At 53.5% G+C, this 20,227-nt stretch carries 25 protein-coding genes and 1 tRNA gene; 15 read left to right on the top strand and 11 right to left on the bottom strand.

The features are described from left to right. Positions 1–9: 9 nt before the first annotated feature. Positions 10–504, top strand: coding sequence for a methylated-DNA--[protein]-cysteine S-methyltransferase (locus tag AC9UEO_RS05045; RefSeq protein WP_509530654.1), 495 nt, complete (start codon positions 10–12; stop codon positions 502–504). After that, positions 501–1,394, top strand: a complete 894-nt coding sequence (locus tag AC9UEO_RS05040; RefSeq protein ID WP_509530640.1) for a DMT family transporter — start codon at positions 501–503, stop codon at positions 1,392–1,394. Before AC9UEO_RS05045 ends, AC9UEO_RS05040 begins: the two co-directional genes overlap by 4 nt. Positions 1,395–1,415: 21 nt before the next feature. Here the strand turns inward: AC9UEO_RS05040 and AC9UEO_RS05035 are convergent, their stop codons facing one another. The 5 genes from AC9UEO_RS05035 to AC9UEO_RS05015 all read right to left on the bottom strand — a co-directional run bounded on the left by AC9UEO_RS05035 (position 1,416) and on the right by AC9UEO_RS05015 (position 5,088). Then, the gene (locus AC9UEO_RS05035) at positions 1,416–2,234 is read right to left on the bottom strand and encodes an alpha/beta hydrolase (RefSeq protein ID WP_509530638.1); all 819 of its coding nucleotides are present in this window, start codon (positions 2,232–2,234) and stop codon (positions 1,416–1,418) included. A 33-nt stretch (positions 2,235–2,267) separates the two neighbouring features. Further along, positions 2,268–2,699, bottom strand: a complete 432-nt coding sequence (locus AC9UEO_RS05030; protein ID WP_509530636.1) for a bactofilin family protein — start codon at positions 2,697–2,699, stop codon at positions 2,268–2,270. A 24-nt stretch (positions 2,700–2,723) separates the two neighbouring features. Beyond that, a complete protein-coding gene (locus tag AC9UEO_RS05025) occupies positions 2,724–3,695 on the bottom strand; it encodes a M23 family metallopeptidase (protein ID WP_509530634.1) in 972 nt (323 codons plus the stop codon). An 86-nt stretch (positions 3,696–3,781) separates the two neighbouring features. Beyond that, positions 3,782–4,588, bottom strand: coding sequence for an HTTM domain-containing protein (locus AC9UEO_RS05020; RefSeq protein ID WP_509530633.1), 807 nt, complete (start codon positions 4,586–4,588; stop codon positions 3,782–3,784). Then, complete coding sequence (locus AC9UEO_RS05015; RefSeq protein ID WP_509530631.1) at positions 4,585–5,088, bottom strand: hypothetical protein; 504 nt, start codon at positions 5,086–5,088, stop codon at positions 4,585–4,587. The genes AC9UEO_RS05020 and AC9UEO_RS05015 overlap by 4 nt, the downstream gene beginning before the upstream one ends. A gap of 123 nt (positions 5,089–5,211) precedes the next feature. Here AC9UEO_RS05015 and minC point away from each other — a divergent pair, with 123 nt between their 5' ends. From minC to minE, 3 genes are all read left to right on the top strand, one after another. Further along, positions 5,212–5,955, top strand: coding sequence for a septum site-determining protein MinC (gene minC / locus AC9UEO_RS05010; RefSeq protein WP_509530629.1), 744 nt, complete (start codon positions 5,212–5,214; stop codon positions 5,953–5,955). A 70-nt stretch (positions 5,956–6,025) separates the two neighbouring features. Continuing rightward, complete coding sequence (minD, locus tag AC9UEO_RS05005; RefSeq protein ID WP_509530627.1) at positions 6,026–6,841, top strand: septum site-determining protein MinD; 816 nt, start codon at positions 6,026–6,028, stop codon at positions 6,839–6,841. 4 nt (positions 6,842–6,845) lie between these two features. Further along, positions 6,846–7,106 carry a cell division topological specificity factor MinE gene (minE, locus tag AC9UEO_RS05000; RefSeq protein ID WP_509530625.1) on the top strand — a complete coding sequence of 87 codons (261 nt, stop codon included), beginning with the start codon at positions 6,846–6,848 and terminating at the stop codon, positions 7,104–7,106. Between the two features lie 36 nt (positions 7,107–7,142). On the opposite strand, the gene AC9UEO_RS04995 is transcribed toward minE, so the two are convergent. After that, positions 7,143–7,502, bottom strand: coding sequence for a hypothetical protein (locus tag AC9UEO_RS04995; RefSeq protein WP_509530623.1), 360 nt, complete (start codon positions 7,500–7,502; stop codon positions 7,143–7,145). Between the two features lie 111 nt (positions 7,503–7,613). Between AC9UEO_RS04995 and AC9UEO_RS04990 the strand changes: the two genes are divergently transcribed. The 4 genes from AC9UEO_RS04990 (at position 7,614) to AC9UEO_RS04975 (ending at position 10,035) form a co-directional block, all read left to right on the top strand. Next, complete coding sequence (locus tag AC9UEO_RS04990) at positions 7,614–8,312, top strand: response regulator transcription factor (RefSeq protein WP_509530621.1); 699 nt, start codon at positions 7,614–7,616, stop codon at positions 8,310–8,312. 116 nt (positions 8,313–8,428) lie between these two features. Beyond that, positions 8,429–8,821, top strand: coding sequence for a hypothetical protein (locus tag AC9UEO_RS04985; RefSeq protein WP_509530619.1), 393 nt, complete (start codon positions 8,429–8,431; stop codon positions 8,819–8,821). A 21-nt stretch (positions 8,822–8,842) separates the two neighbouring features. Further along, positions 8,843–9,679, top strand: a complete 837-nt coding sequence (locus AC9UEO_RS04980; RefSeq protein WP_509530617.1) for a sensor histidine kinase — start codon at positions 8,843–8,845, stop codon at positions 9,677–9,679. Further along, positions 9,676–10,035 (top strand): response regulator, encoded by a 360-nt coding sequence (locus tag AC9UEO_RS04975; protein ID WP_509530615.1) that lies wholly within the window; start codon positions 9,676–9,678, stop codon positions 10,033–10,035. The genes AC9UEO_RS04980 and AC9UEO_RS04975 overlap by 4 nt, the downstream gene beginning before the upstream one ends. Positions 10,036–10,093: 58 nt before the next feature. On the opposite strand, the gene acs is transcribed toward AC9UEO_RS04975, so the two are convergent. After that, the gene (acs, locus tag AC9UEO_RS04970) at positions 10,094–12,064 is read right to left on the bottom strand and encodes an acetate--CoA ligase (protein WP_509530613.1); all 1,971 of its coding nucleotides are present in this window, start codon (positions 12,062–12,064) and stop codon (positions 10,094–10,096) included. 184 nt (positions 12,065–12,248) lie between these two features. On the opposite strand from acs, the gene AC9UEO_RS04965 reads away from it, so the two are divergent. From AC9UEO_RS04965 to murI, 3 genes are read left to right on the top strand one after another with little or no spacing between them, the layout of a single operon-like run. Then, the gene (locus AC9UEO_RS04965) at positions 12,249–12,860 is read left to right on the top strand and encodes a TIGR00645 family protein (RefSeq protein ID WP_509530611.1); all 612 of its coding nucleotides are present in this window, start codon (positions 12,249–12,251) and stop codon (positions 12,858–12,860) included. Positions 12,861–12,876: 16 nt separating this feature from the next. Beyond that, positions 12,877–14,427: a fumarate hydratase gene (locus AC9UEO_RS04960; protein ID WP_509530609.1), complete on the top strand. Its 1,551-nt coding sequence runs from the start codon at positions 12,877–12,879 to the stop codon at positions 14,425–14,427. After that, positions 14,424–15,251: a glutamate racemase gene (murI, locus tag AC9UEO_RS04955; RefSeq protein ID WP_509530607.1), complete on the top strand. Its 828-nt coding sequence runs from the start codon at positions 14,424–14,426 to the stop codon at positions 15,249–15,251. The genes AC9UEO_RS04960 and murI overlap by 4 nt, the downstream gene beginning before the upstream one ends. Positions 15,252–15,294: 43 nt before the next feature. Here the strand turns inward: murI and AC9UEO_RS04950 are convergent, their stop codons facing one another. The 3 genes from AC9UEO_RS04950 to AC9UEO_RS04940 form a co-directional block, all read right to left on the bottom strand. Next, complete coding sequence (locus AC9UEO_RS04950) at positions 15,295–15,918, bottom strand: DUF6806 family protein (RefSeq protein ID WP_509530605.1); 624 nt, start codon at positions 15,916–15,918, stop codon at positions 15,295–15,297. 43 nt (positions 15,919–15,961) lie between these two features. Then, positions 15,962–16,055: transfer RNA gene (locus AC9UEO_RS04945), tRNA-Leu, on the bottom strand. A gap of 35 nt (positions 16,056–16,090) precedes the next feature. Beyond that, the gene (locus tag AC9UEO_RS04940; RefSeq protein ID WP_509530603.1) at positions 16,091–17,128 is read right to left on the bottom strand and encodes a helix-turn-helix domain-containing protein; all 1,038 of its coding nucleotides are present in this window, start codon (positions 17,126–17,128) and stop codon (positions 16,091–16,093) included. Between the two features lie 77 nt (positions 17,129–17,205). On the opposite strand from AC9UEO_RS04940, the gene AC9UEO_RS04935 reads away from it, so the two are divergent. Next, positions 17,206–17,952: an alpha/beta fold hydrolase gene (locus tag AC9UEO_RS04935; RefSeq protein WP_509530601.1), complete on the top strand. Its 747-nt coding sequence runs from the start codon at positions 17,206–17,208 to the stop codon at positions 17,950–17,952. Here AC9UEO_RS04935 and AC9UEO_RS04930 read toward each other — a convergent pair. After that, a complete protein-coding gene (locus AC9UEO_RS04930) occupies positions 17,949–18,686 on the bottom strand; it encodes a 16S rRNA pseudouridine(516) synthase (RefSeq protein WP_509530652.1) in 738 nt (245 codons plus the stop codon). The two genes, AC9UEO_RS04935 and AC9UEO_RS04930, sit on opposite strands and share 4 nt — an antisense overlap. A gap of 40 nt (positions 18,687–18,726) precedes the next feature. Between AC9UEO_RS04930 and AC9UEO_RS04925 the strand changes: the two genes are divergently transcribed. Further along, positions 18,727–19,809 (top strand): XdhC family protein, encoded by a 1,083-nt coding sequence (locus tag AC9UEO_RS04925; protein ID WP_509530599.1) that lies wholly within the window; start codon positions 18,727–18,729, stop codon positions 19,807–19,809. Then, positions 19,806–20,225 (top strand): HI0074 family nucleotidyltransferase substrate-binding subunit, encoded by a 420-nt coding sequence (locus tag AC9UEO_RS04920; RefSeq protein WP_509530597.1) that lies wholly within the window; start codon positions 19,806–19,808, stop codon positions 20,223–20,225. The genes AC9UEO_RS04925 and AC9UEO_RS04920 overlap by 4 nt, the downstream gene beginning before the upstream one ends. Positions 20,226–20,227 lie beyond the last annotated feature (2 nt).

Raw genomic sequence — 20,227 nt, 5'->3', positions numbered from 1 at the left:
GTTCACGCCATCTTTCAAGCCAATGTTTTGCAAATGCCCATCAACTCGCCCTTGGGTTCGCTCACCTTGGTGGCCAGTGACAAAGGTTTGTGCGGCGTTTGGTTTGACGATCAGGCACACCGACCCGATTTACGCCATCTTCCTTGGGGCCCATCGCAACATTGGTTACGCCTTGCGAAAAGCCAATTGGCTGATTACTTTGCAGGCAAACGGCAGTCGTTTGATATCCCTCTAGACCTTGCCCAAGGCAGCGAGTTTCAGCAACGTGTTTGGCGGGCCTTGTTACAAATACCTTATGGACGCTATTCCACTTATGGCGAATTGGCGCAGTACTTGGGCCAAGCCCAAGCCGCACGTGCGGTTGGCATGGCGGTGGGGCGCAACCCCTTAAGCATCATCGTGCCTTGCCACCGCGTGGTGGGTGCCAATGGCGCGTTAACGGGATACGCCGGTGGCATATGGCGAAAAATGGATTTGCTACAGCGCGAAGGCACGCTTTTGTGACAGACGCTGTTCGGTGGCGTCAATGGCTGCCAGAGTTTGTGCTGCTAGGCGTGATATGGGGTTCTTCCTTCCTCTTCATGCGCATGACCTCGCAAGAGTTTGGTAGTTGGTCCACAGCTTGGCTAAGGGTGAGCGTGGCGTGGTTGACCTTGCTGCCTTTTTTGCTATGGCAGGGACAAGCCCATAGCCTTGGCCGGCATTGGCGACGCATTTTGCCCATGGGCGTGGTGAACTCGGGTATCCCTTTTATTTGCTATGCCTATGCGGTGATGTTCATCTCCACCGGTTTATCGTCGATTCTCAATTCCACCACCCCACTGTTTGGAGCATTGATCGCTTGGGTTTGGTTTAAGCAACAACCCGCAAACTCTCGTGGCCTAGGTTTGCTCTTGGGCTTTGCGGGTGCAGTGTTACTGGCTTTGACCATGCCTGGCGGCGTATCTTTCAAAGCAGGAGGCTCTGGTTGGGCGGTACTGGCTTGCTTGGTAGCCACCACCTGTTACGGTTTGAGTACCCATTACTCGCAACGTTATTTAAGCGATGTGCCCACCATGACCATCGCGGCTGGAAGCCAACTGGGAGCGAGCTTGGTGTTGGCTTTGCCAGGCATTTGGTTTTGGCCTGAGCAGTGGCCCAGCGACAGCGCTTGGTGGAGCTTGCTGATGATTGGCGTGGTGTGTACTGGTCTGGCTTATGTGCTGTATTTCCGCTTGATCGCCAAAGTGGGGGCGTCTCGCACTATGACCGTGACCTATTTGATACCACTGTTTGCCAACATTATTGGCATTGGGTTCTTGAACGAAGTCATCACGACTTGGGGGATCCTGTGTGCCGCCATGATCTTGACCGGCACCGCGCTGGCTGCGGGCTTGGTGAAGCTACCCCGCTGAGCTGTATCGTCAATACGAAGGTCAGCCTTGAAGTTGCTTCATCAATAGACCATGCAAATGCGAACCCGGCTTGGCCAATTCATTGACGATGCTGAAGTGGTGCAAGCCTTGCAAATCTTCCACCAAGGGCACACGCTCACGACCCCATGCTTCTTGTATGAGATGGTTGTGACGAATAAAAGCGTCACTCTCCAAAGCACCCGCCACGCTGATCAAGCTCCCAGAGAAAGGTGCCGGCATCCAAGCCGGACTGCAGCGCAGCACCTCGGACTCGGTCAAGTGCAAAGAGGACTGCAACATGGGTGAGTGCATCACGCTGTCTAATTCGTAAAGACCCGAAATAGACAACACGCTTTTAACTAAGTCTGTTGGTAAATCGGGCTGGTGGCGCTGCCACTGACAAGCCATCAGCATGGCGGCCAAATGCCCACCGGCGCTGTGACCCGCAATATGAATGCGAGAAGGGTCGCCGCCCCACCTGTCTATAGAGCGCCACACCCAAACCAGCGCCTTGACCATTTGCATGACGATGTCAGAAATGGTCACCGCAGGGCACAGTGCGTAATTGGGCACCACCACACAAGCGCCTTGGCTCACAAAAGCAGGTGCAACGAAGGAGTGGTCTGATTTGTCCAAAGAGCGCCAATAACCTCCATGAATAAACACCAAGACAGGCGCATGAGGTTGAGTTGCCGGAAAAATATCGAGGGTCTCGCTGGGCCCTGCACCATAGGCGATATCTGTTGAGCCGCCCAATAAATCACGTGCAGCAACGGAGTCTGCCGCCCATTGGGCGAAATAGTGGGCGAAATCGGGCACACGCGCCCGATTGTTGTACATCTGATCGTAGTGATCGGGCGACAACAAAGCGGTTTATTTGTTGGTTTGCGCCTGACGAATGGCGGTACTGGCTTCGGTACCGGCATTGCCGCCCGTTGGGTTTTGGATCACCAAGCCCAGCAAACGTGCCCCGTGTTCCACTGCAATGGAGCCATAGGAAATATCACCATGAACCACCGAATCTTTGTGAAATTCGACGCGTTCAGAAGCGTAAATATTGCCTTCCACCTTCCCCGCCACCATCACTCGGTGGGCGGTGACGTCGCCCGACACCTCACCACTGGCGCCGATGGCTACTGTCACCTTGTGTTCCTTGGTGGTTTCAATATTGCCCACCACCTTGCCGTCGATACGAACACTGTCGAGCAACACTAGGCGCCCATAAATTTGAGTAGTGCGCCCAATAAGGGTTTCAAAACGTTCTTGCGAACTGGCCAAGGGCTTGTCGCGCAGTTTTTCAAACATGGAAGGCTCCGGTAAGGGGTGTAATTAGCTCGATCCTGAAGGCAGGACTTGTGCGGGGTTGATGACCCTGTCTTTATTAAATACTTCGTAGTGCAAATGTGGTCCGGTTGAACGCCCTGTGCTACCGACTTCGCCCAAAACGCCGCCGCGCTCAACCATGTCGCCAACTTGCACGATGCGTTTGCTTAAGTGGGCATAGCGGGTGGAAAAGCCTTCGGCATGGTGAACCTCGATGACATTGCCATAGCTGTGGTCCCAAGCAGATCGGGTAACGGTGCCTTGAGCGGTAGATACCACCAACGTGCCCATTGGCGCGGTGAAATCCAAGCCTTCATGCATGGCTAGACCGCCAGTGAAAGGGTCATTTCGGATACCAAAACCACTGGTGATACGAAAGTCGCCGCGCACTGGCATGGCTGTTGGCAAGGAATGCAGCCACTCGAGTTGCTTTTCCCAACGGGTGTGCAACTCAGACACAGCGGTCTGGGTTTGTAAGAATTCTTGCAAAGTTTGGTCGAACTCAATGCCCAAAGGCTGACGAATAAATGAAGAAAACGGACGAGGTGCGACCAAGGGACCGCCCTTGTTGTCGTCTTTGCGGTTGACTTTGTCGCGCACCACATTGGGAGTGGCCATCTCCATGAACCTGTTTTTCATGGTTTCGAGTTGGCGAATTTCGTTGACGGTGTTGTGCATGGATTCGCGCAACTGGGACAAGTGATCGCGGTAGACGGACTCCATGCGCTTTTGCTCAGCTTCGGTAGTAACGCCACCAATGCTTCGGGCTAAGTCTGGGTTGTACTCAACCGCAATTTTGAAACCCACAAAATGCAATAGAAAACCCGCACTGAGCAAAAACAGCGCGACTACGGCGCAGGACATCAGCACCGTGCGAAAGGTGATGGAGATCGTCCTGACATTTCCAGTGGGCCCTGAAAGCCACATCAATTGCATAAATCGTCCCTGTGAGTACCTGTCCAGAAACAGGATCGCCATTCTAGGCCCATAGCTTTAGGCCTCAAAGAAAAAAAAGCCTTAAAAACCCCATTAATATACTATAAAGTACTCAAAATTAAAGGTGTTTACCCCCAAAAGCGGCTAACCCAGCCGCTAAAGAACCACACAGCAGTCAAATTTGTCAGCCAAGCCCAAAAAAAGCGATTCAGCCCAAAGAACCAGAAAACCAAAAAATGAAACACCGCCGCGATAACTATAAAGAGCAATGCCCCGTTAGGGTTGAGTAAGCCCAAGGGGAACACGGCTTCCCACACAATGAACGCCCAGCTACAGAGCAAGGCCACCTTGGGACGTCGAAAAACGCTGTCTGCAGGTAAAGGACCATAAATGCCTCCATTGAGGAAAACGGTTAGCGCTCGCCCACTTCGCCACTCGGGTTGCAGCAATTTGACCCAGCCAGAGACAAAGTAGGAACTCAGGGTATGGATGGCGATGTAGGACAAACCGACCGCCCAGCCCAAGCCCTTTCCTGCCCAAAGCGACACCACATGGGCAATCAAGATCCCCGTGATAGTCACCAAGGTCATGAAATCGCTGCCGCCATTAAAGGCACCGCGCCAACGCACCAGCAGCAAAAGTGTTCCCACAAACAAGACCAAGGCCAGACCTAAGCTGGCACCTTGAGCGACCAAAATCACTGCGGCCAAGCCCCTAACCCATAATTGCACACGGTAAGGCAGGGGTTGAAAAATGGCATCGAAAAAGCGCCCGACCCAAGGCGATTGCAGCGGAATGTCTACCCTTTGGGCCGGCCAAGACCACACGCCAGATACATCACTGCTAGGCGCGATACTCAGATATTCGGCCACCTGAATGAGCAAACTGATGCCGCACAAGACCTCGAGACAGCGCACCAAGGTGTCGCCGTTCATAGTCTGATCTCTGGGCTGCGCAAGACGGTGTCGCTTTCGCCATAGCCTTGCGGCGTGGGACGCTCTAGGCGCAATTCAAATTGACATACCCCATCAGCGCTATGTTCTCGCGCAGCCTGCGCTGCCAAGCGGCACACCAGTTGGTAGCTGACCAAAGGGCGTGCATCAGCGCCTTGGCCCAAATCTTTGATGTCGCTAGACAAATGGTCAACCAAGTTTTGCTGCGCTAGCAGCAAATTGCCTTGGGGATTGTGGAAGACATCGAGTACACGACGCTGCCTTCGGGGATACACCCACTGCCAATCGCTCCACACCTGAGTCTGGTCTTGGTAGCGCACATACAAATGCGGTACCGGTCCAACTTTGTGAAAGAACTGCCAGTTGGGGAAAAAAGCACGAAATAAAAACAACCAAGGGCCGCGCACTGTTTGGCGCCGGTACACCAAGGATGCCGCGAGCACAGCAAAATACGCCACCAGCAACCAAACGGTTGATTCCATGCACCCTCCTGTGTCAACTCTTAGCGATTGTCTCGGAATTTAGTTTCTAACCGTGCGCTGCTGCTGAGCGTGTAAAGTCCTGTCTTTAAATACTTTCTCATTGACCCCCTATATTTATTGCGCATGAGCTCTCGCCCCCCCGCCAATTCCTTGTCGTTTGAAATCAAAAGCGCTTCTTTGCCCTTGGTGTCTTTTGTTATGAAAAGCGCGGATATCGCGCTGGTGGCGCAAGATTTGCAAACCCGATTGGGGGACACCCCCGATTTTTTCGACAACGACCCTGTTCTTGTCGATTTGCAGCACCTAGACGACCAAGCGGGTCCGCTTGACTTGCCCGCCTTGGTACAGCTTTTGCGTAGCTTTCGCATGAACCCTGTGGCTTTGCGTCCAAGCAATGCCGTGCATGAGGCCGCAGCCACCTTGGCTGGCTTGTTCCTCACTACCGAGGCCCGCACCTTGCCCCAAAACCCTGTAACCCAAGAGGTGGTGCGAGAAGTAGAAGTGATTCGTGAAGTGGTGCGTGAAGTGGCCAGCGACGGCACTGCCATGGTGGTGGACAAGCCTTTGCGCTCAGGACAGCATGTGTACGCCAAGGGGCGGGACTTGGTCATGTTGGCCATGGTGAATCCAGGGGCGGAAATCATGGCCGATGGGCATATTCATGTGTATGCCCCCCTGCGTGGCAAAGCCATTGCAGGTGCCAAAGGCGACACATCTGCACGTATTTTCACCAACAGCTTAGAAGCCGAGTTGCTGTCTATTGCGGGGGTTTACCGCACCAGTGACACGCCCTTGCCTAAAGAGGTGGCTGGCAAGGCTGCCCAAGTCTGGTTAGCGGGCGATAAGCTGGTGATGCTTGCCTTGTAAACTCCTAGCTTCACTGCTTTTGACAAAACTGTCATAGCCAGTGTTTTCAATCAATCAAGGATTTGTTTAGATGACGAAAATTGTCGTGGTGACTTCGGGCAAAGGCGGCGTGGGCAAGACCACCACCAGTGCCAGCTTTGCATCTGGTTTGGCTCTGCGTGGGCAAAAAACAGTGGTGATCGACTTTGATGTGGGCTTGCGCAACCTTGACCTCATCATGGGATGCGAGCGGCGTGTGGTGTACGACTTTGTCAACGTCATCAATGGCGAAGCCACCTTGAACCAAGCGCTCATCAAGGACAAACATTCCGACAACCTTTATGTGCTGGCAGCCTCTCAAACCCGCGACAAAGAAGCTTTAACGCAAGAAGGCGTGGAACGTGTCTTGCACGAACTCACAGGCATGGGTTTTGACTTCATCGTGTGCGACTCACCTGCGGGTATTGAAACCGGCGCCATGATGGCCATGCACTTTGCCGATGAAGCCTTGGTTGTGACCAACCCCGAGGTGTCGTCTGTGCGTGACTCAGACCGCATCTTGGGCATGCTCAGCAGTCGCACTTTGCGTGCGATTCAAGGCCAAGAGCCCATCAAAGAACATTTGCTCATCACCCGCTACAACCCCAACCGCGTGCTCGAAGGTCAAATGCTGTCTTTGGATGACATCCAAGACATTTTGCGCATTCCCCTGCTTGGCGTCATCCCTGAATCAGAAGATGTATTGCAAGCCTCCAACCAAGGCTTGCCCGCGGTACTACTGGAAAAAAGCGATGTGGCCGAGGCCTACAAAGACGTCATCGAACGCTTTTTAGGCAAAGACGTTCCGATGCGCTTTACCGAAGCCGTCAAACCCGGCCTGCTGCAACGCGTGTTTGGGCGGAGATAAGCCCATGTCGTTTTTGTCTTTCCTGATTGGCGAAAAGAAAAAAACCGCCAGCGTCGCCAAAGAGCGTTTGCAAATCATCTTGGCGCATGAGCGCTCTGGCCGCACGGCCCACCAGCCCGATTATTTGCCCGACTTACAACGGGACTTGATCGCAGTTTTGTCCAAATACGTCAACATCAATCCTGAAGACATCAAGGTCAACTTGGAACGCCAAGACAACCTTGAGGTGCTGGAAGTGAAAATCGAGTTGCCAGACGCTCGCTGAAACTTTGCCGCCCACTTCTAAGCCATTACGCCCCCATTACTTGGGGAGCTTGCCGCCACTTTTCAGACATTCATCGATGGTTTTGAACTCGGTGAATTTCTTGGTGCGCTCGTAACTAGGGCTCTTGGCATCGTGGCAAATGCCGCTGTCGGACTTTTTCACCACTGGCGCAGCTGGTGCTGCTGCGGGTTGGCCAGCTGGCAATTTGCCACCACTTTTCACGCACTCGTCGAGCGACGCAAAAGCCGTGAACTTCTTGGTATTGCCATATGAGGGGGAGCCTTTTTCATGACAAATGCCTGAATCGGACTTTTTCACGGCGGGGTCAGCGGCAAACAACAAGCTGCTGGCCAGCAAAGAGAAGGATGCAACAAGCCAGATTTTTGTGTTCAACATGGATAATTTCCTTTTAATTAAGTCAATTCATCTTACTTAAGTTTTTTGAATGTTCCAAGGCTGTTTGGCATTGCACAACAACACAAAGAGGTTTGTCCTTTGTATCAAGTTATGAATATTTTGGTGGTGGAGGACTACCTGCCTTTGCAAGCCAGTTTGGTGTGGGCTTTGCAAAAAGAGGGCCACCACGTTACTGGTATCGATTCGGCTGAGGCCTTTGATGATGAAGCGCAAGACCACAACTTGGACTTGGTGATCCTTGAAGTCTGCCTGCCAGGCGAAGATGGGTTTTCCTTGGCCAAGCGTATTCATACGGTGCAACCCACAATAGGCATCATCATGCTGACAGCTCGAAGCGATGCGGCTGACAAAGTCACTGGCTATGAATGCGGGGCTGATATCTATCTCACCAAACCTGTGGGTTTCGAAGAATTGATTGCCGCCGTCAATGCACTGGCTCGACGCCTTAACATGGGCAATCAGGCTTACCCAGCCTACAACAGCGAGCCTGAGGCGATTGAATTGCGTACTGCCCAAAGCCGCATCCAAGGCAGTCAAGGCTCTCAAGACCTAACCCCCACCGAATTCACCCTGCTGATGGCCTTGGCCAGAGCAAAGGACAAATCCCTTGAGTTGTGGCAAATCTACGACGTTTTAGGCAAAGATGAGCAAACGCTTCAAAAGTCAGCTGTAGAGGCTCAGTTGTACCGATTGAGAAAGAAATTATCAGATTGCGGTGCCGGTAATCTGGCACTTCGGGCCTTACGGCTTAAGGGATATCGGCTTTATTGCCCAATTTATATCAAATAGTTTAGGCGCAGACTTAAGGATTTACATTAACTTTTGGCAGTTAATTTATCAGTTTAAATCAGTTTTCCTGTCGGCTTTCTTTTAGCATTTGCGTCCTTTCCCAAAAAGTGAATGTCATGAGAAACGATATCGATCCAAGCTTTAGTGCCAAGTTGTTGCAGGTCATTTGCCAACTGCATGATTGGGAAAGCAAACATCTCGATTTGGCCACCACCCAAGCTGGGCGTTATCTGTACCTCAACATTGCCAAACAACTGCAAGACGACCGAAGCGGGCCAAGTGCATTTTTAAAGGGCATTTACTACAACAAGGATTTGAGCGAACGTGCCTTACGCTACAAACTCCGAGAGTTTGAAAACGATGGCCTGATTGAGTATGAGGCCCACAGCAGTGACAAGCGCTCCAAGAAAATTTTGCCCACACCGGCACTTTTGAATACGGTAGATGACCATGTCCAAGAATTCAGTCGCATGCTCAGCAACGAATTCCTGATATTTCCCAAAAAATAATCCCTTCTCCATGGCTTACCCATGACAACGGCTTGGCTTGTTTCTTTTGTACTCTTAGCGGCTTTGCTGGCGTTGGGCTATTTCTATCTGCAAGAAAAGCAGCGCAGTCAATCGCAACAAATGGAAATTCACAAGGCTCGCCTGAGCAAGCACCATGTGAACGACTTTTTGGCTTCGATGTCGCATCACCTGCGAACCCCCTTGAATGGCGTGATGGGATACGCCGAATACATCTACAGCAGCACTCGCGAACCGATGATTCAGTTCACCTCCAAAATCATTTTGGAAAACAGCTTGCAGATGCTGCACTTGGTCAATGGCTTGCTCGACCTGAGCAAAATCCAAGAAGGCTCGCTCGATTTATCCCAATCCGACTTTGACATCAACGACATGGTGGAGTCAGTTCGCGCTTTGCACCAAGCACGGGCGGATGAATTGAAAATCAGCTTGCACGTTCATTTGGCTCCCCAGTTGCCATCGCAGCTACGCGCAGACCCTTACCGGGTGCGCCAAGTGCTAAACAATTTGATCGACAACGCTTTGAATTACAACCGTCCACTTGGCAGCGTCACCCTGTCGGTCACGCCCAGCACCAATGGCTCGTGGGTGGTTTTTTCTGTACAAGATACTGGCAAAGGTATTTCCCCTGAAATGCAAGAAACCATCTTCAAGCGACAACAAAAATCTGACAACCCCTTTGTACTGCGCCCCAATGAAGGTGCTGGCTTGGGGTTGGTGCTGAGCCACCATTTGATCGAACTCATGGGCGGCACACTTAACTATTCGACCAAAGCCGGCGAAGGCAGCGTGTTCTTTTTCAATTTGCCCATACGCTCAGAAAGTCACAAGCCCACATGAGCCCTGCATTGAATATTGTGGTGATTGACGACAACTCCACAAACCGTCTATTGCCAGGCCTGTTTTTGCGCCCTCTAGGCCATGCGGTGAATGAGTGCGTAGGTGCCGAAGAAGCACTTGAATGGCTAACGCACAACCCTTGCGATGTGATCTTGCTAGATATTTCCATGCCCTTTGTCAGCGGCTTGCAACTGTGCAAGCAGTTGCGTGCGGATCAGCGTTATCAGAACCTTCAGATCATCGCTTACACCGCCCACGCCATGCCCGACGAGGTCTTGCTGTGGGAGTCGTCTGGCTTTGACAAGGTATTGCTTAAACCCATACGCAAAGACGATTTGCTCGCACTCTTTAGCTAGTGGCTTGGCTGTCTTTGCGCTGTGCCGTCATTGCGAGCGCAGCGAAGTAATGACGGGTTCAGTGGGTATCGGCAAGCTGCGTCAAGATGGCGGGGTTCTCAAGTGTGCTGGTGTCTTGCGTGATGGCCTCGCCCTTGGCGATAGAGCGTAAGAGGCGGCGCATGATCTTGCCCGAGCGGGTTTTAGGCAGGTTATCGCCAAAACGTATGTCCTTGGGCTTGGCGATGGGGCCAATTTCTTTGCCCACATGGTCGCGCAAAATTTTGGCGATCTGTTTGGCTTCTTCCCCTGTGGGGCGTGAGCGTTTCAACACCACAAATGCGCAAATCGCCTCACCCGTGGTGTCGTCGGGGCGGCCAACCACCGCGGCTTCGGCCACCAGTTCAGTGCAACTCACCAGTGCCGACTCGATCTCCATGGTGCCCATGCGGTGGCCCGACACGTTGAGCACGTCGTCGATGCGCCCCGTGATGGTGAAGTAACCGGTTTTGGCGTCGCGTATGGCGCCGTCTCCAGCTAAATAGTATTTGCCTTGGAAGTCGTCAGGGTAGTAGCTTTTCTTGAAGCGCTCGGGGTCGCCCCAAATCGTGCGAATCATCGAGGGCCAAGGTTTTTTCACCACCAAAATGCCAGCTTGTCCGTTGGGTACATCTTTGCCTGTTTCGTCCACGATAGCCGCCTCTATACCAGGGAAGGGCAAGGTACAGGAGCCTGGCACCATGGGTGTGGCACCGGGCAGCGGCGTGATCATGTGGCCGCCGGTTTCAGTTTGCCAGAAGGTGTCGACGATGGGACAACGCGCACCGCCCACATGCTTGTAGTACCACTCCCAAGCCGCAGGGTTGATGGGTTCGCCCACCGAGCCCAGCAATCGCAAGCTGCTGAGGTCGTAACGGTCGGGATGCACGGCGGCTGTACCTTCGGCCGCTTTGATGAGCGATCGAATGGCGGTCGGTGCGGTGTAAAAAATGCTGACTTTGTGGTCTTGAATCATCTTCCAAAAACGACCGGCATCAGGAAAGGTGGGCACACCTTCAAATACGATTTGCGTGCCGCCCAAGGCCAAGGGGCCGTAACTGATGTAGGTGTGCCCTGTCACCCAGCCGATATCAGCGGTACACCAAAACACATCGTGGGGCTTCAAGTCGAAGGTCCACTCGGTGGTGAGTGCAGCGTGCATCAAATAACCACCCGTGCTGTGTTGCACGCCCTTGGGCTTGCCTGTTGACCCTGAGGTGTAAAGCAAAAACAGTGGATGCTCGGCGCCCACCCACTCGGGCTCGCAGGTCGTGGCTTGCTTGTCGGCAACCTCAGACATCCACTGGTCACGACCAGCAGTCATGGCCACATCCGCACCCGTGCGCTTGACGACCAACACATGTTCAATGGTGTCGCAGCCGCCCAATGTGAGGGCTTCGTCGACGATGGCTTTCAAAGGCAGTTGCTTGCCACCACGCACCTGTTGGTCGGCGGTGATGACCATCTTGGCGCCGGTGTCTTCGATGCGGTCGCGCAAGCTTTGTGCGGAGAAGCCGCCGAAAACCACCGAGTGGGTGGCGCCGATACGGGCACAGGCTTGCATGGCGGCCACACCCTCGATGGACATGGAGATATAGATGATGACGCGGTCACCTTTGTGGATACCCAACTGCTTCATCGCGTTGGCGATTTGGCAGGTTCGATAGAGCAATTGTGCGTAGCTGGTGCGGGTGACCTCACCGCCATCGGCTTCAAAGATGATGGCAGTTTTGTCGCCCAACCCCTTTTCGACATGGCGGTCTAGGCAGTTGTAAGAGGCGTTCAAGGTGCCGTCTTCAAACCACTTGAAAAACGGTGCTTGGCTGTCGTTCAAGGTTTGGGTGAACAGCTTGTTCCAGCTGAGCAAGCGCTTGGCTTGAGTAGCCCAAAAATCCGCGTAATCCTCCTCGGCGTGTTTGCACAAGGCGTGGTAAGCGTCCATGCCCGCCACAGTGGCCTGCTCGACGAACGAGGCAGGGGGATGGTGAATGATGTGGTCGAACTGACTCATGGCTTGTCTCCTAAAGTGGGTCGGCCGCTGCAGCGGCTCTAAGCTGGTTTTACCGTTACTTTCGCGGCAAGCTCTTACAAGGCACTGACTGGCATGAAGCTTACGTGTCGGGGTTTAAGCCTGTCGCCATCATTGCCTAGAATCAATGCCAACGGTGATTTGCCCTCAAGGACCAGGAAACAGCATGCAAGCCTCTAAGCTCAAAGATCCCAACAGACTGTCGCGCTTCATTTTTGCCAGCCGTTGGTTGCAACTTCCGCTGTATTTAGGCCTGATTGCGGCACAGGGCGTTTATGTGTACCACTTTTGGGTGGAGTTGGTGCACTTGCTAGAGGCGGTGTTTGGCAGCCAAACCGCTTTGCAAGCGCTGGTCAGCAGCATTGGCTATAAATCTGACGGCGTGCCCACCAAGCTCACCGAGGCCATCATCATGCTGGTCATACTAGGCTTGATTGATGTGGTGATGATTTCCAACCTGCTGATCATGGTCATCGTGGGCGGCTATGAAACCTTTGTCTCGCGCATGTACCTTGAGCAACACCCCGACCAACCCGAGTGGCTCAGCCATGTCAATGCTTCTGTGCTGAAGGTGAAATTGGCCATGGCCATCATCGGTATTTCGTCCATTCACCTGCTGAAAACCTTCATCAACGCCGCCAACTACGATGAAAAAGTGCTGATTTGGCAAACCATTATTCACATCACTTTCTTGCTCAGTGCGATTGCAATTGCCTATACCGACAAACTCTTGAACCAAACCCGCGTCATCGGCCACGAAGCCGATGCACACCACTGAAACACGCCAATAAACCATGACCACCATCACCCAAAGTGACTTGATCGAATCCGTTGCCGCTGCGCTCCAATACATCAGCTATTACCACCCTGCCGACTACATCACCCACTTGGCCCGCGCTTATGAAAGAGAACAAAGCCCTGCCGCCAAAGACGCCATGGCGCAAATTTTGACCAACAGCAAAATGAGCGCCACGGGACATCGCCCCATCTGCCAAGACACCGGTATCGTCAATGTGTTTGTGAAGATTGGCATGGGTGTGCGCTTGGAGGGCTTTAGTGCTGGCTTTGAAGACGCCATCAACGAAGGCGTGCGCCGGGGCTACAACCACCCTGACAACACCTTGCGCGCCAGCATTGTCGCCGACCCGCACTTTGAACGCAAAAACACCAAAGACAACACGCCTGCGGTGATCTTCACCCAATTGGTGCCGGGTAACACACTAGACATCACGGTGGCGGCCAAGGGCGGCGGCAGCGAGAACAAAAGCAAGATGATCATGCTCAACCCCAGCGACAGCTTGGTGGACTGGGTTTTGAAAACCGTGCCCACCATGGGCGCGGGTTGGTGCCCGCCGGGCATGCTGGGCATTGGCATTGGCGGCACCGCCGAAAAAGCCATGCTGATGGCCAAAGAAAGCCTGATGCAAGACCTGGACATGTACGCCTTGCAAACCAAAGCGGCCAAGGGCGAAAAGCTGACCCCCACCGAAGACCTGCGCTTGGAGTTGCACGACAAGGTCAACGCCTTGGGCATTGGCGCGCAAGGCCTGGGCGGCCTAACCACAGTCTTGGATGTGAAGATCAAGATGTACCCCACCCACGCGGCCAGCAAGCCGGTGGCCATGATCCCCAATTGCGCCGCCACGCGCCACGCGCACTTTGTGCTCGATGGCTCGGGTCCGGTATACCTGGACCCACCATCACTCGACCTGTGGCCCAAAGTGAAGTGGACGCCCGACACCCAAAAAAGCCAGCGCGTGGACTTGAACACCTTGACACCGGCCCAAGTGGCCAGCTGGAAGCCCGGCCAAACGTTGTTGCTCAACGGCAAGATGCTCACCGGTCGCGACGCGGCGCACAAACGCATCCAAGACATGTTGGCCCAGGGCGAAAAGTTGCCGGTGGACTTCACCAACCGCGTCATCTATTACGTCGGCCCTGTCGATCCCGTGGGCGACGAAGCGGTAGGCCCTGCTGGCCCGACCACTGCCACCCGCATGGACAAGTTCACCGAGATGATGTTGGCGCAAACCGGCTTGATTGCCATGATCGGCAAGGCCGAGCGCGGCCCAGCGGCCATTGAGGCAATTCGCAAACACCAAAGCGCGTATTTGATGGCGGTGGGCGGTGCGGCGTATTTGGTGAGCAAGGCCATCAAACACGCCAAGGTTGTGGGCTTTGCCGACCTAGGCATGGAAGCCATTTACGAGTTTGACGTGGTCGACATGCCCGTCACCGTGGCAGTAGATGCTGGCGGCACCAGCGCCCACATCACTGGTCCTGCCGAATGGTCCAAGCGCATTGCCAGCGGTGAGTTCAAGGGCATTACGCTCAACAGCCAGTGAGTCTTGATCCGCACTTGAACCGGCAAGCGCCTATTGGGGTCTTTGACAGCGGCGTGGGCGGCTTGAGCATTTTGCAAGCTTTGCAACTTGAGTTGCCGCAAGAAAGCTTTGTCTACATGGCAGACAGCGCCCATGCGCCTTATGGTGAGCGTGATGCCGCATTTGTTCAGGCCCGTGCGAAAGCCATGTGGCACACACTGCGCAATGAACACCATGTGAAAACGCTGGTCATAGCTTGCAATACTGCGACGGCCTTGGCCATACAGCAACTTCGCAACGACCACCCAGAGGTGGAATTCTTTGGCGTAGAACCTGCCATCAAACCTGCAGCGACTTTGAGCCAGACAAAGCGCGTAGGCGTGATGGCGACACCTGCCACCTTGGGTAGCGAAAAATTTGCACAGTTGATAGAAAGCTTGGGTGAACAAACCAAGTTTGTTTTGCAAGGCTGCGAGGGCTTGGCTGACGCCATTGAGCAGCAATGTCAAGATGGGGATGATGCCCCAGTGCGAGCCTTGTGTGAGAAATATATCAATGCCATTGGCGTGTTTGGTACCCATGCGGGCGAGATAGACACCTTGGTTCTAGGCTGTACGCACTACCCCTTTGCACTGCCCATTCTTCGAGAGTTTGTGGGCAACAAGGTGACTATTTTAGAAACCGGCCTACCCGTGGCGCGGCAGGTGAAAAAAATGTTGGGAGAGCGCGGCTTGCTGGCTCAGAGCAGTGAAGAAAAACTCGGTCGAGTGACCTTACTGGCCAGTGGCGACACGCAAAGCTTGCGACGTGCAGCGCTGATGTGGTTGCCTTCATTACAAACATAGCCGCCACTGCAAGACGCAAAGATGCGAAGCAATGACCGCTTGCTTAATGCAGATGCCTTGGCCGCCGCCCGCCATGCCCACTGCTGCCCCCACCCTGCCCCTTGGGTGGCTTGCTGATTTCCAGTGAACTGACCAAGGATTCGAAGCGCTTACTGAACAACTTGTCCACTTCTGTGACCACGTCAGTCAACTCAGATGCTTCAAAGTGGCGCTCCATTAAATTGACCAAGTCTTGCACCAGCAAATCGCGTTGTACCTGCATGATGGCAGCCGGCGTGGGACCTACAAACAGCATCAAGAAATCGTCACGCGAATCACGGCCTTGCTGCTCGTCTTCTTCGTCAAACTCGGCATCGTAAAAAGTAACTTCCAACGCAGCGCCTGCCGAGGTGAGATCGTTTAAAGCCATGCACATCTCGTCCAAAGCTTGGCGGAAATCGTCCTCGCCCTTGACGGTCCAGCAGATTTGAAGAATGTGGTCGTTGGCGTCAAAGCGAATACCCGGCTCTTCCTCGTAAAAGCTGTCCGCGCCCTCGTTCAGCGAGCGAGCGCCTGCATAGACCCAAACAGAACGCAAAGCGTCTTGAATTTGCTCAAAAGTGACCTCTTCGCGCAACGGTACAGCGCCGTGAACGTGGATCTCGAAAGTGGTGGTGAACTTGGACATGAAAGCATGATAGCAGTGGCTTTGGCGTGCAGCAAAAGCCTGATGGTGCCCGGAACCGGAATCGAACCGGTACGCCCCTTATTCAGGAAAGCGGCGGATTTTAAGTCCGCTGTGTCTACCAATTTCACCACCCGGGCAGTGCGAAGGTGCTCTATTGTGGCAAATTTTGAAATCAGTTTTGAAGTGCCTGCTCTTTCAGCACAATGCGCTGACCAGCATCTTTGGGAATCATCACTTTAGAGCCTTGAAAATACACCTGAACAGCGCTGATATGGGTGGAAGCAATCACCCAAGGGGCGGATCCATGAACACTTTTACCCTCCCCTGCTTTCAGGTTCAACAAGGTTCGCACTCGCTTGCCATCATCCACACACACTTGTACATCCTTTGAGGCAAGCAAATAGACATATGTGCCTGGTTTGTTAATTGATACAGGTGCTGCAGGCATGGGCTCTGCAGTTAACAACTTACAGTCGACGGCCATCTGCGAACTGGTATTTAAAGCTGCTGCTGGCTCTGGCACCTTGGCCTGGGGCTTGATTTCAGCAGAGGGCGACTTGACCTCGGCAACAGCAGGAGCAGCGACGGGGGGCGACGCAGGTACAACTGCTGCTGCGGGGCTGACAAGGCCTGGAGAAATGTTTTCGGTGACTGTGGCTACGGCTTCTATAGGCTTCACGGGTACCGAGGCCTGTTCAGCATGCTCTTGGGCCTTGGCAGGTTCAGCTTCAACAACTGGCTTGGCCGTAAAAGGCTCTACCCATTCTGAAAACAAGGTTTGCGGTTCAGATTGGTTGGCTTGCCAATTCAGCAGCACAAAGACCACGGCCAAGGCCGCGCCAACCAACAACAAAGCTTTGAAAGGGCTGGACGGGCGACGCACCAGCGAGGTATCTATGGTGCTTTTAAGATTTGTTTCTGAAAGTCTGATGATGTCATCGATCACATTCACCGACTTGGGCGCTTGTTCTAGCGCTGCCAAGGCTGTGCCCTCCTCCGTGCTTGGCTGGTTTTGCAGCAAACGCAGCACACGGCGCATGCTTTGCGACTTGATTTGAGGTGAGTAAAAATTCGAGTCCCCACCCTCTTCCAATTGACGCACCTGACCTGGGGACAAATTGGCCATGGAAGCCAGTTGTGCCACATCCAAACCTGCGGCTTCGCGCAAGGTTTTCAGTATTTCAGCGTCATTTTCTGAAGGTTGAACCATTTGGACAGAGGTTTATTTGTCAAATCCATTGAATGTACTGACAAATTATGAATGCGTCTATGAGGTATTGTGCGGGTATGGAAGTTCTTCAAATCCTCGGCCCAAGCACCCTCGCACCCTTGGTTTTCCTGCATGAGGGCTTGGGTTCTGTGTCCATGTGGCAAGGCCGTGCGGGTAACTGGCCAGCCCTTGTCTGTCAAGCGGCTGGGCGGTCGGGCTGGGTGTACTCCCGCAGAGGTTATGGGCAGTCGCCCTCTATTTCCGATGTACGCGGCAGTGGTCGCTTGGGCGCAGACTATATGCACCGCGAGGCTTGGGAGGTCTTGCCCTCGTTGCTAAAAGATTGGGGCGTGGAGAAACCCATCTTGATTGGCCACTCCGATGGCGGCACCATCGCCTTACTGCACGCTGCGCGGTTTCAACTGGAAGGCTGCGTGGCAATGGCGCCGCACCTGCTGGTGGAGGACATGACCATCAGCGCCATAGCTGCGTCGAAAAAAGCCTATGTTGAGGGGGATTTACGCCAAAAGCTGATGAAGTACCACGCCGATGTGGACTGTGCATTTTGGCAATGGAACGACGTCTGGCTATCGCAGGCGTTTCGCAGCTTTGATATTCGTGAGGAATGCAAAACCATCACAGCACCCGTACTGGCGCTGCAAGGTATGAATGACGTTTACGGCAGTTTGCGTCATTTAGATGAGTTGCACACAGACGGCACGGTAAAGCGCCACGTGTTAGCCGATTGTGGACATTCGCCGCATAAAGACCAAGCGCAAAAGAGCTTAGAGCTGGTGGTGGAATTTTTAAAGAGCTTGGCTTAGGCTGAAGAACATTGGGCCAAATCCTGGTCGTTCAACCATCGCCACTGCCCTGGCGCCAAATCTTCAGACAAAACAAGCCCACCTATGCGCGAGCGGTGCAAGCCCACCACCTTGTGCCCCACCGCACCCAACATGCGTTTGACTTGGTGGTACTTACCTTCGGTCAAGGTCAGATGCAATTGATGGCTACCTACTTGTTCGCAAGCCGCGGCCTTCACGGGCAGGGGGTCGTCGTTCAGTACCACACCCGCCAGCAGCTTTTGGCACACCTTGTTGTCCAGCGGATCGGCGGTGGTCAGTTCGTACAACTTGGGTACATGGTGCTTGGGCGAACTCATGCGGTGAATAAACTGGCCATCGTCGCTCAGCAACAGCATGCCAGTGGTGTCTTGGTCCAAACGCCCGACAGCTTGCACACCTTGCAAACCAGTCTTGGCAGGGCGATGTCGCAGCGGTGCAGGCAAGAGGCTGTAAACACTGGGCCATACCGAGGGCTTGTGCGAGCACTCAGTGCCTGCAGGCTTGTTCAGCAGGACGTAGGCCTTGGTATGGAATTGCCAAAGAACGCTCTGCACTTCGTAGAGCATGCCTTCTAGGGGGGGTATGTCTTGGTCCTCGTCTATCAACTGCAGGCCGCTGCCTAAGTCGATGTTGACATGACCTTGTTGCACCAGCCCTGCGCAAATACGGCGGGTGCCAAAGCCTTGAGAAAAGAGGAGGTCTGAGAGGTACATGAACAGCCAGGGAAAGAGAATCAAGTAAAGTCTACCCCCTATGGAAAACATTGATGTCATGGTTTTGCGCAGTTTGCGCAAGTGGCGCCAAGCAGGGCAACGCGCCCTGCTGGCCACTGTCGTTCGCACATGGGGATCATCCCCACGCCCGATTGGTTCCATCATGGCCTTGTGCGAAACAGGCGCGGTAGTGGGTTCGGTGTCAGGTGGATGCATTGAAGACGACCTGATTTACCGCTTTACGCAAGCGTATGCCACTGGGCAAAGCACAGGCGAAACCTCGGTCATTCCCAGCGGCGCACCGCAACGCGTGAAGTACGGCATTACCGCCGATGAAGCGCATCGCTTTGGCTTGCCATGTGGGGGAACGCTAGAGTTGCTTTTAGAGTTTGACCCAGATGCCCAAGATTTGGACACCTTGGTTCTTGCATTAGAGCAAGGCCAGTTGATGCAGCGCAATACCCAGTTGGCAACCGGTGAAGTGAGCCTTCAAGCCAGCGACACACCTACAGAACTTTCAATAGACGACGACAAACTCATAAACACCTTTGGCCCCGAGTACCGCATGCTGTTGATAGGCGCTGGGCAACTGACCGAATACTTGGCGACCATGGCGCTCTTCAATGGCTTTGCCGTCACGGTGTGCGATCCGCGCGAAGAATACAGCGGCGCTTGGTCCGTGCCAAATGTCACGCTTACCGGTGATATGCCAGACGACGTAGTGCAAAGTTTTCGCCCCGACAGGCGCAGCTGCGTGATTGCGCTCACCCACGACCCCAAGCTGGACGACTTGGCACTTTTGGAAGCTTTAGACACCGATGCGTTTTACGTGGGTGCGATAGGTTCTAGGCGCAACAACGAAGCGCGGCATCAACGCATGATTGAACACCTTGATAAAACCGAAGAAGAACTTAAGCGCTTACGTGGCCCTATTGGCATTTACATTGGTAGCAAAACACCAGCCGAAATTGCAGTCAGTATCATGGCCGAGGTTTTGGCTGTGAAAAACAATGTACCCCTGCCCCGAGACATGGACGTGGCTCACGCCAAAAATACCCAAGACATTGCCCACAACGATCCAGGTGTCTTGGTCTGTGGCATTCGCAACTCAACTGCTGTATGAACATGGCATCAGGACAACTGGATTTCACCTCGCTACGAAGTGCTTTGTCCCGCTTGGCAGAAGGCTACCAGCGATATCAAACAGACGTAAGCGATATTCAAATTCGAGATGGCTTAATTAAGCGCTATGAATTTACTTATGAAATCAGCCACAAAATGCTCAAGCGCCACCTTGAGATGACCTCTGCCAACCCCGAAGTTTTTGACGCTCTTTCTTTTGCGGACTTGATTCGCACTGCAAATGAACAATCACTTTTAAAGAGCGACTGGTCAGCTTGGAAAATTTTTCGGGAAATGCGAGCCAAGACAAGTCATACCTATGATGAAGATATCGCCCAAACTGTGGTCAAGATTATTCCTGCATTCATTGATGAAATTGAATTTTTAGTGCGGCAATTTGATCAACGCTATGACTGAGA

The sequence above is a fragment of the Limnohabitans sp. genome (assembly GCF_040401495.1).
In the GTDB taxonomy this organism is placed as follows: Bacteria; Pseudomonadota; Gammaproteobacteria; order Burkholderiales; family Burkholderiaceae_C; genus Limnohabitans.
The sequence above is the reverse complement of the archived record's forward strand: the minus strand, read 5'-3'. Positions and strand labels throughout refer to the sequence as shown.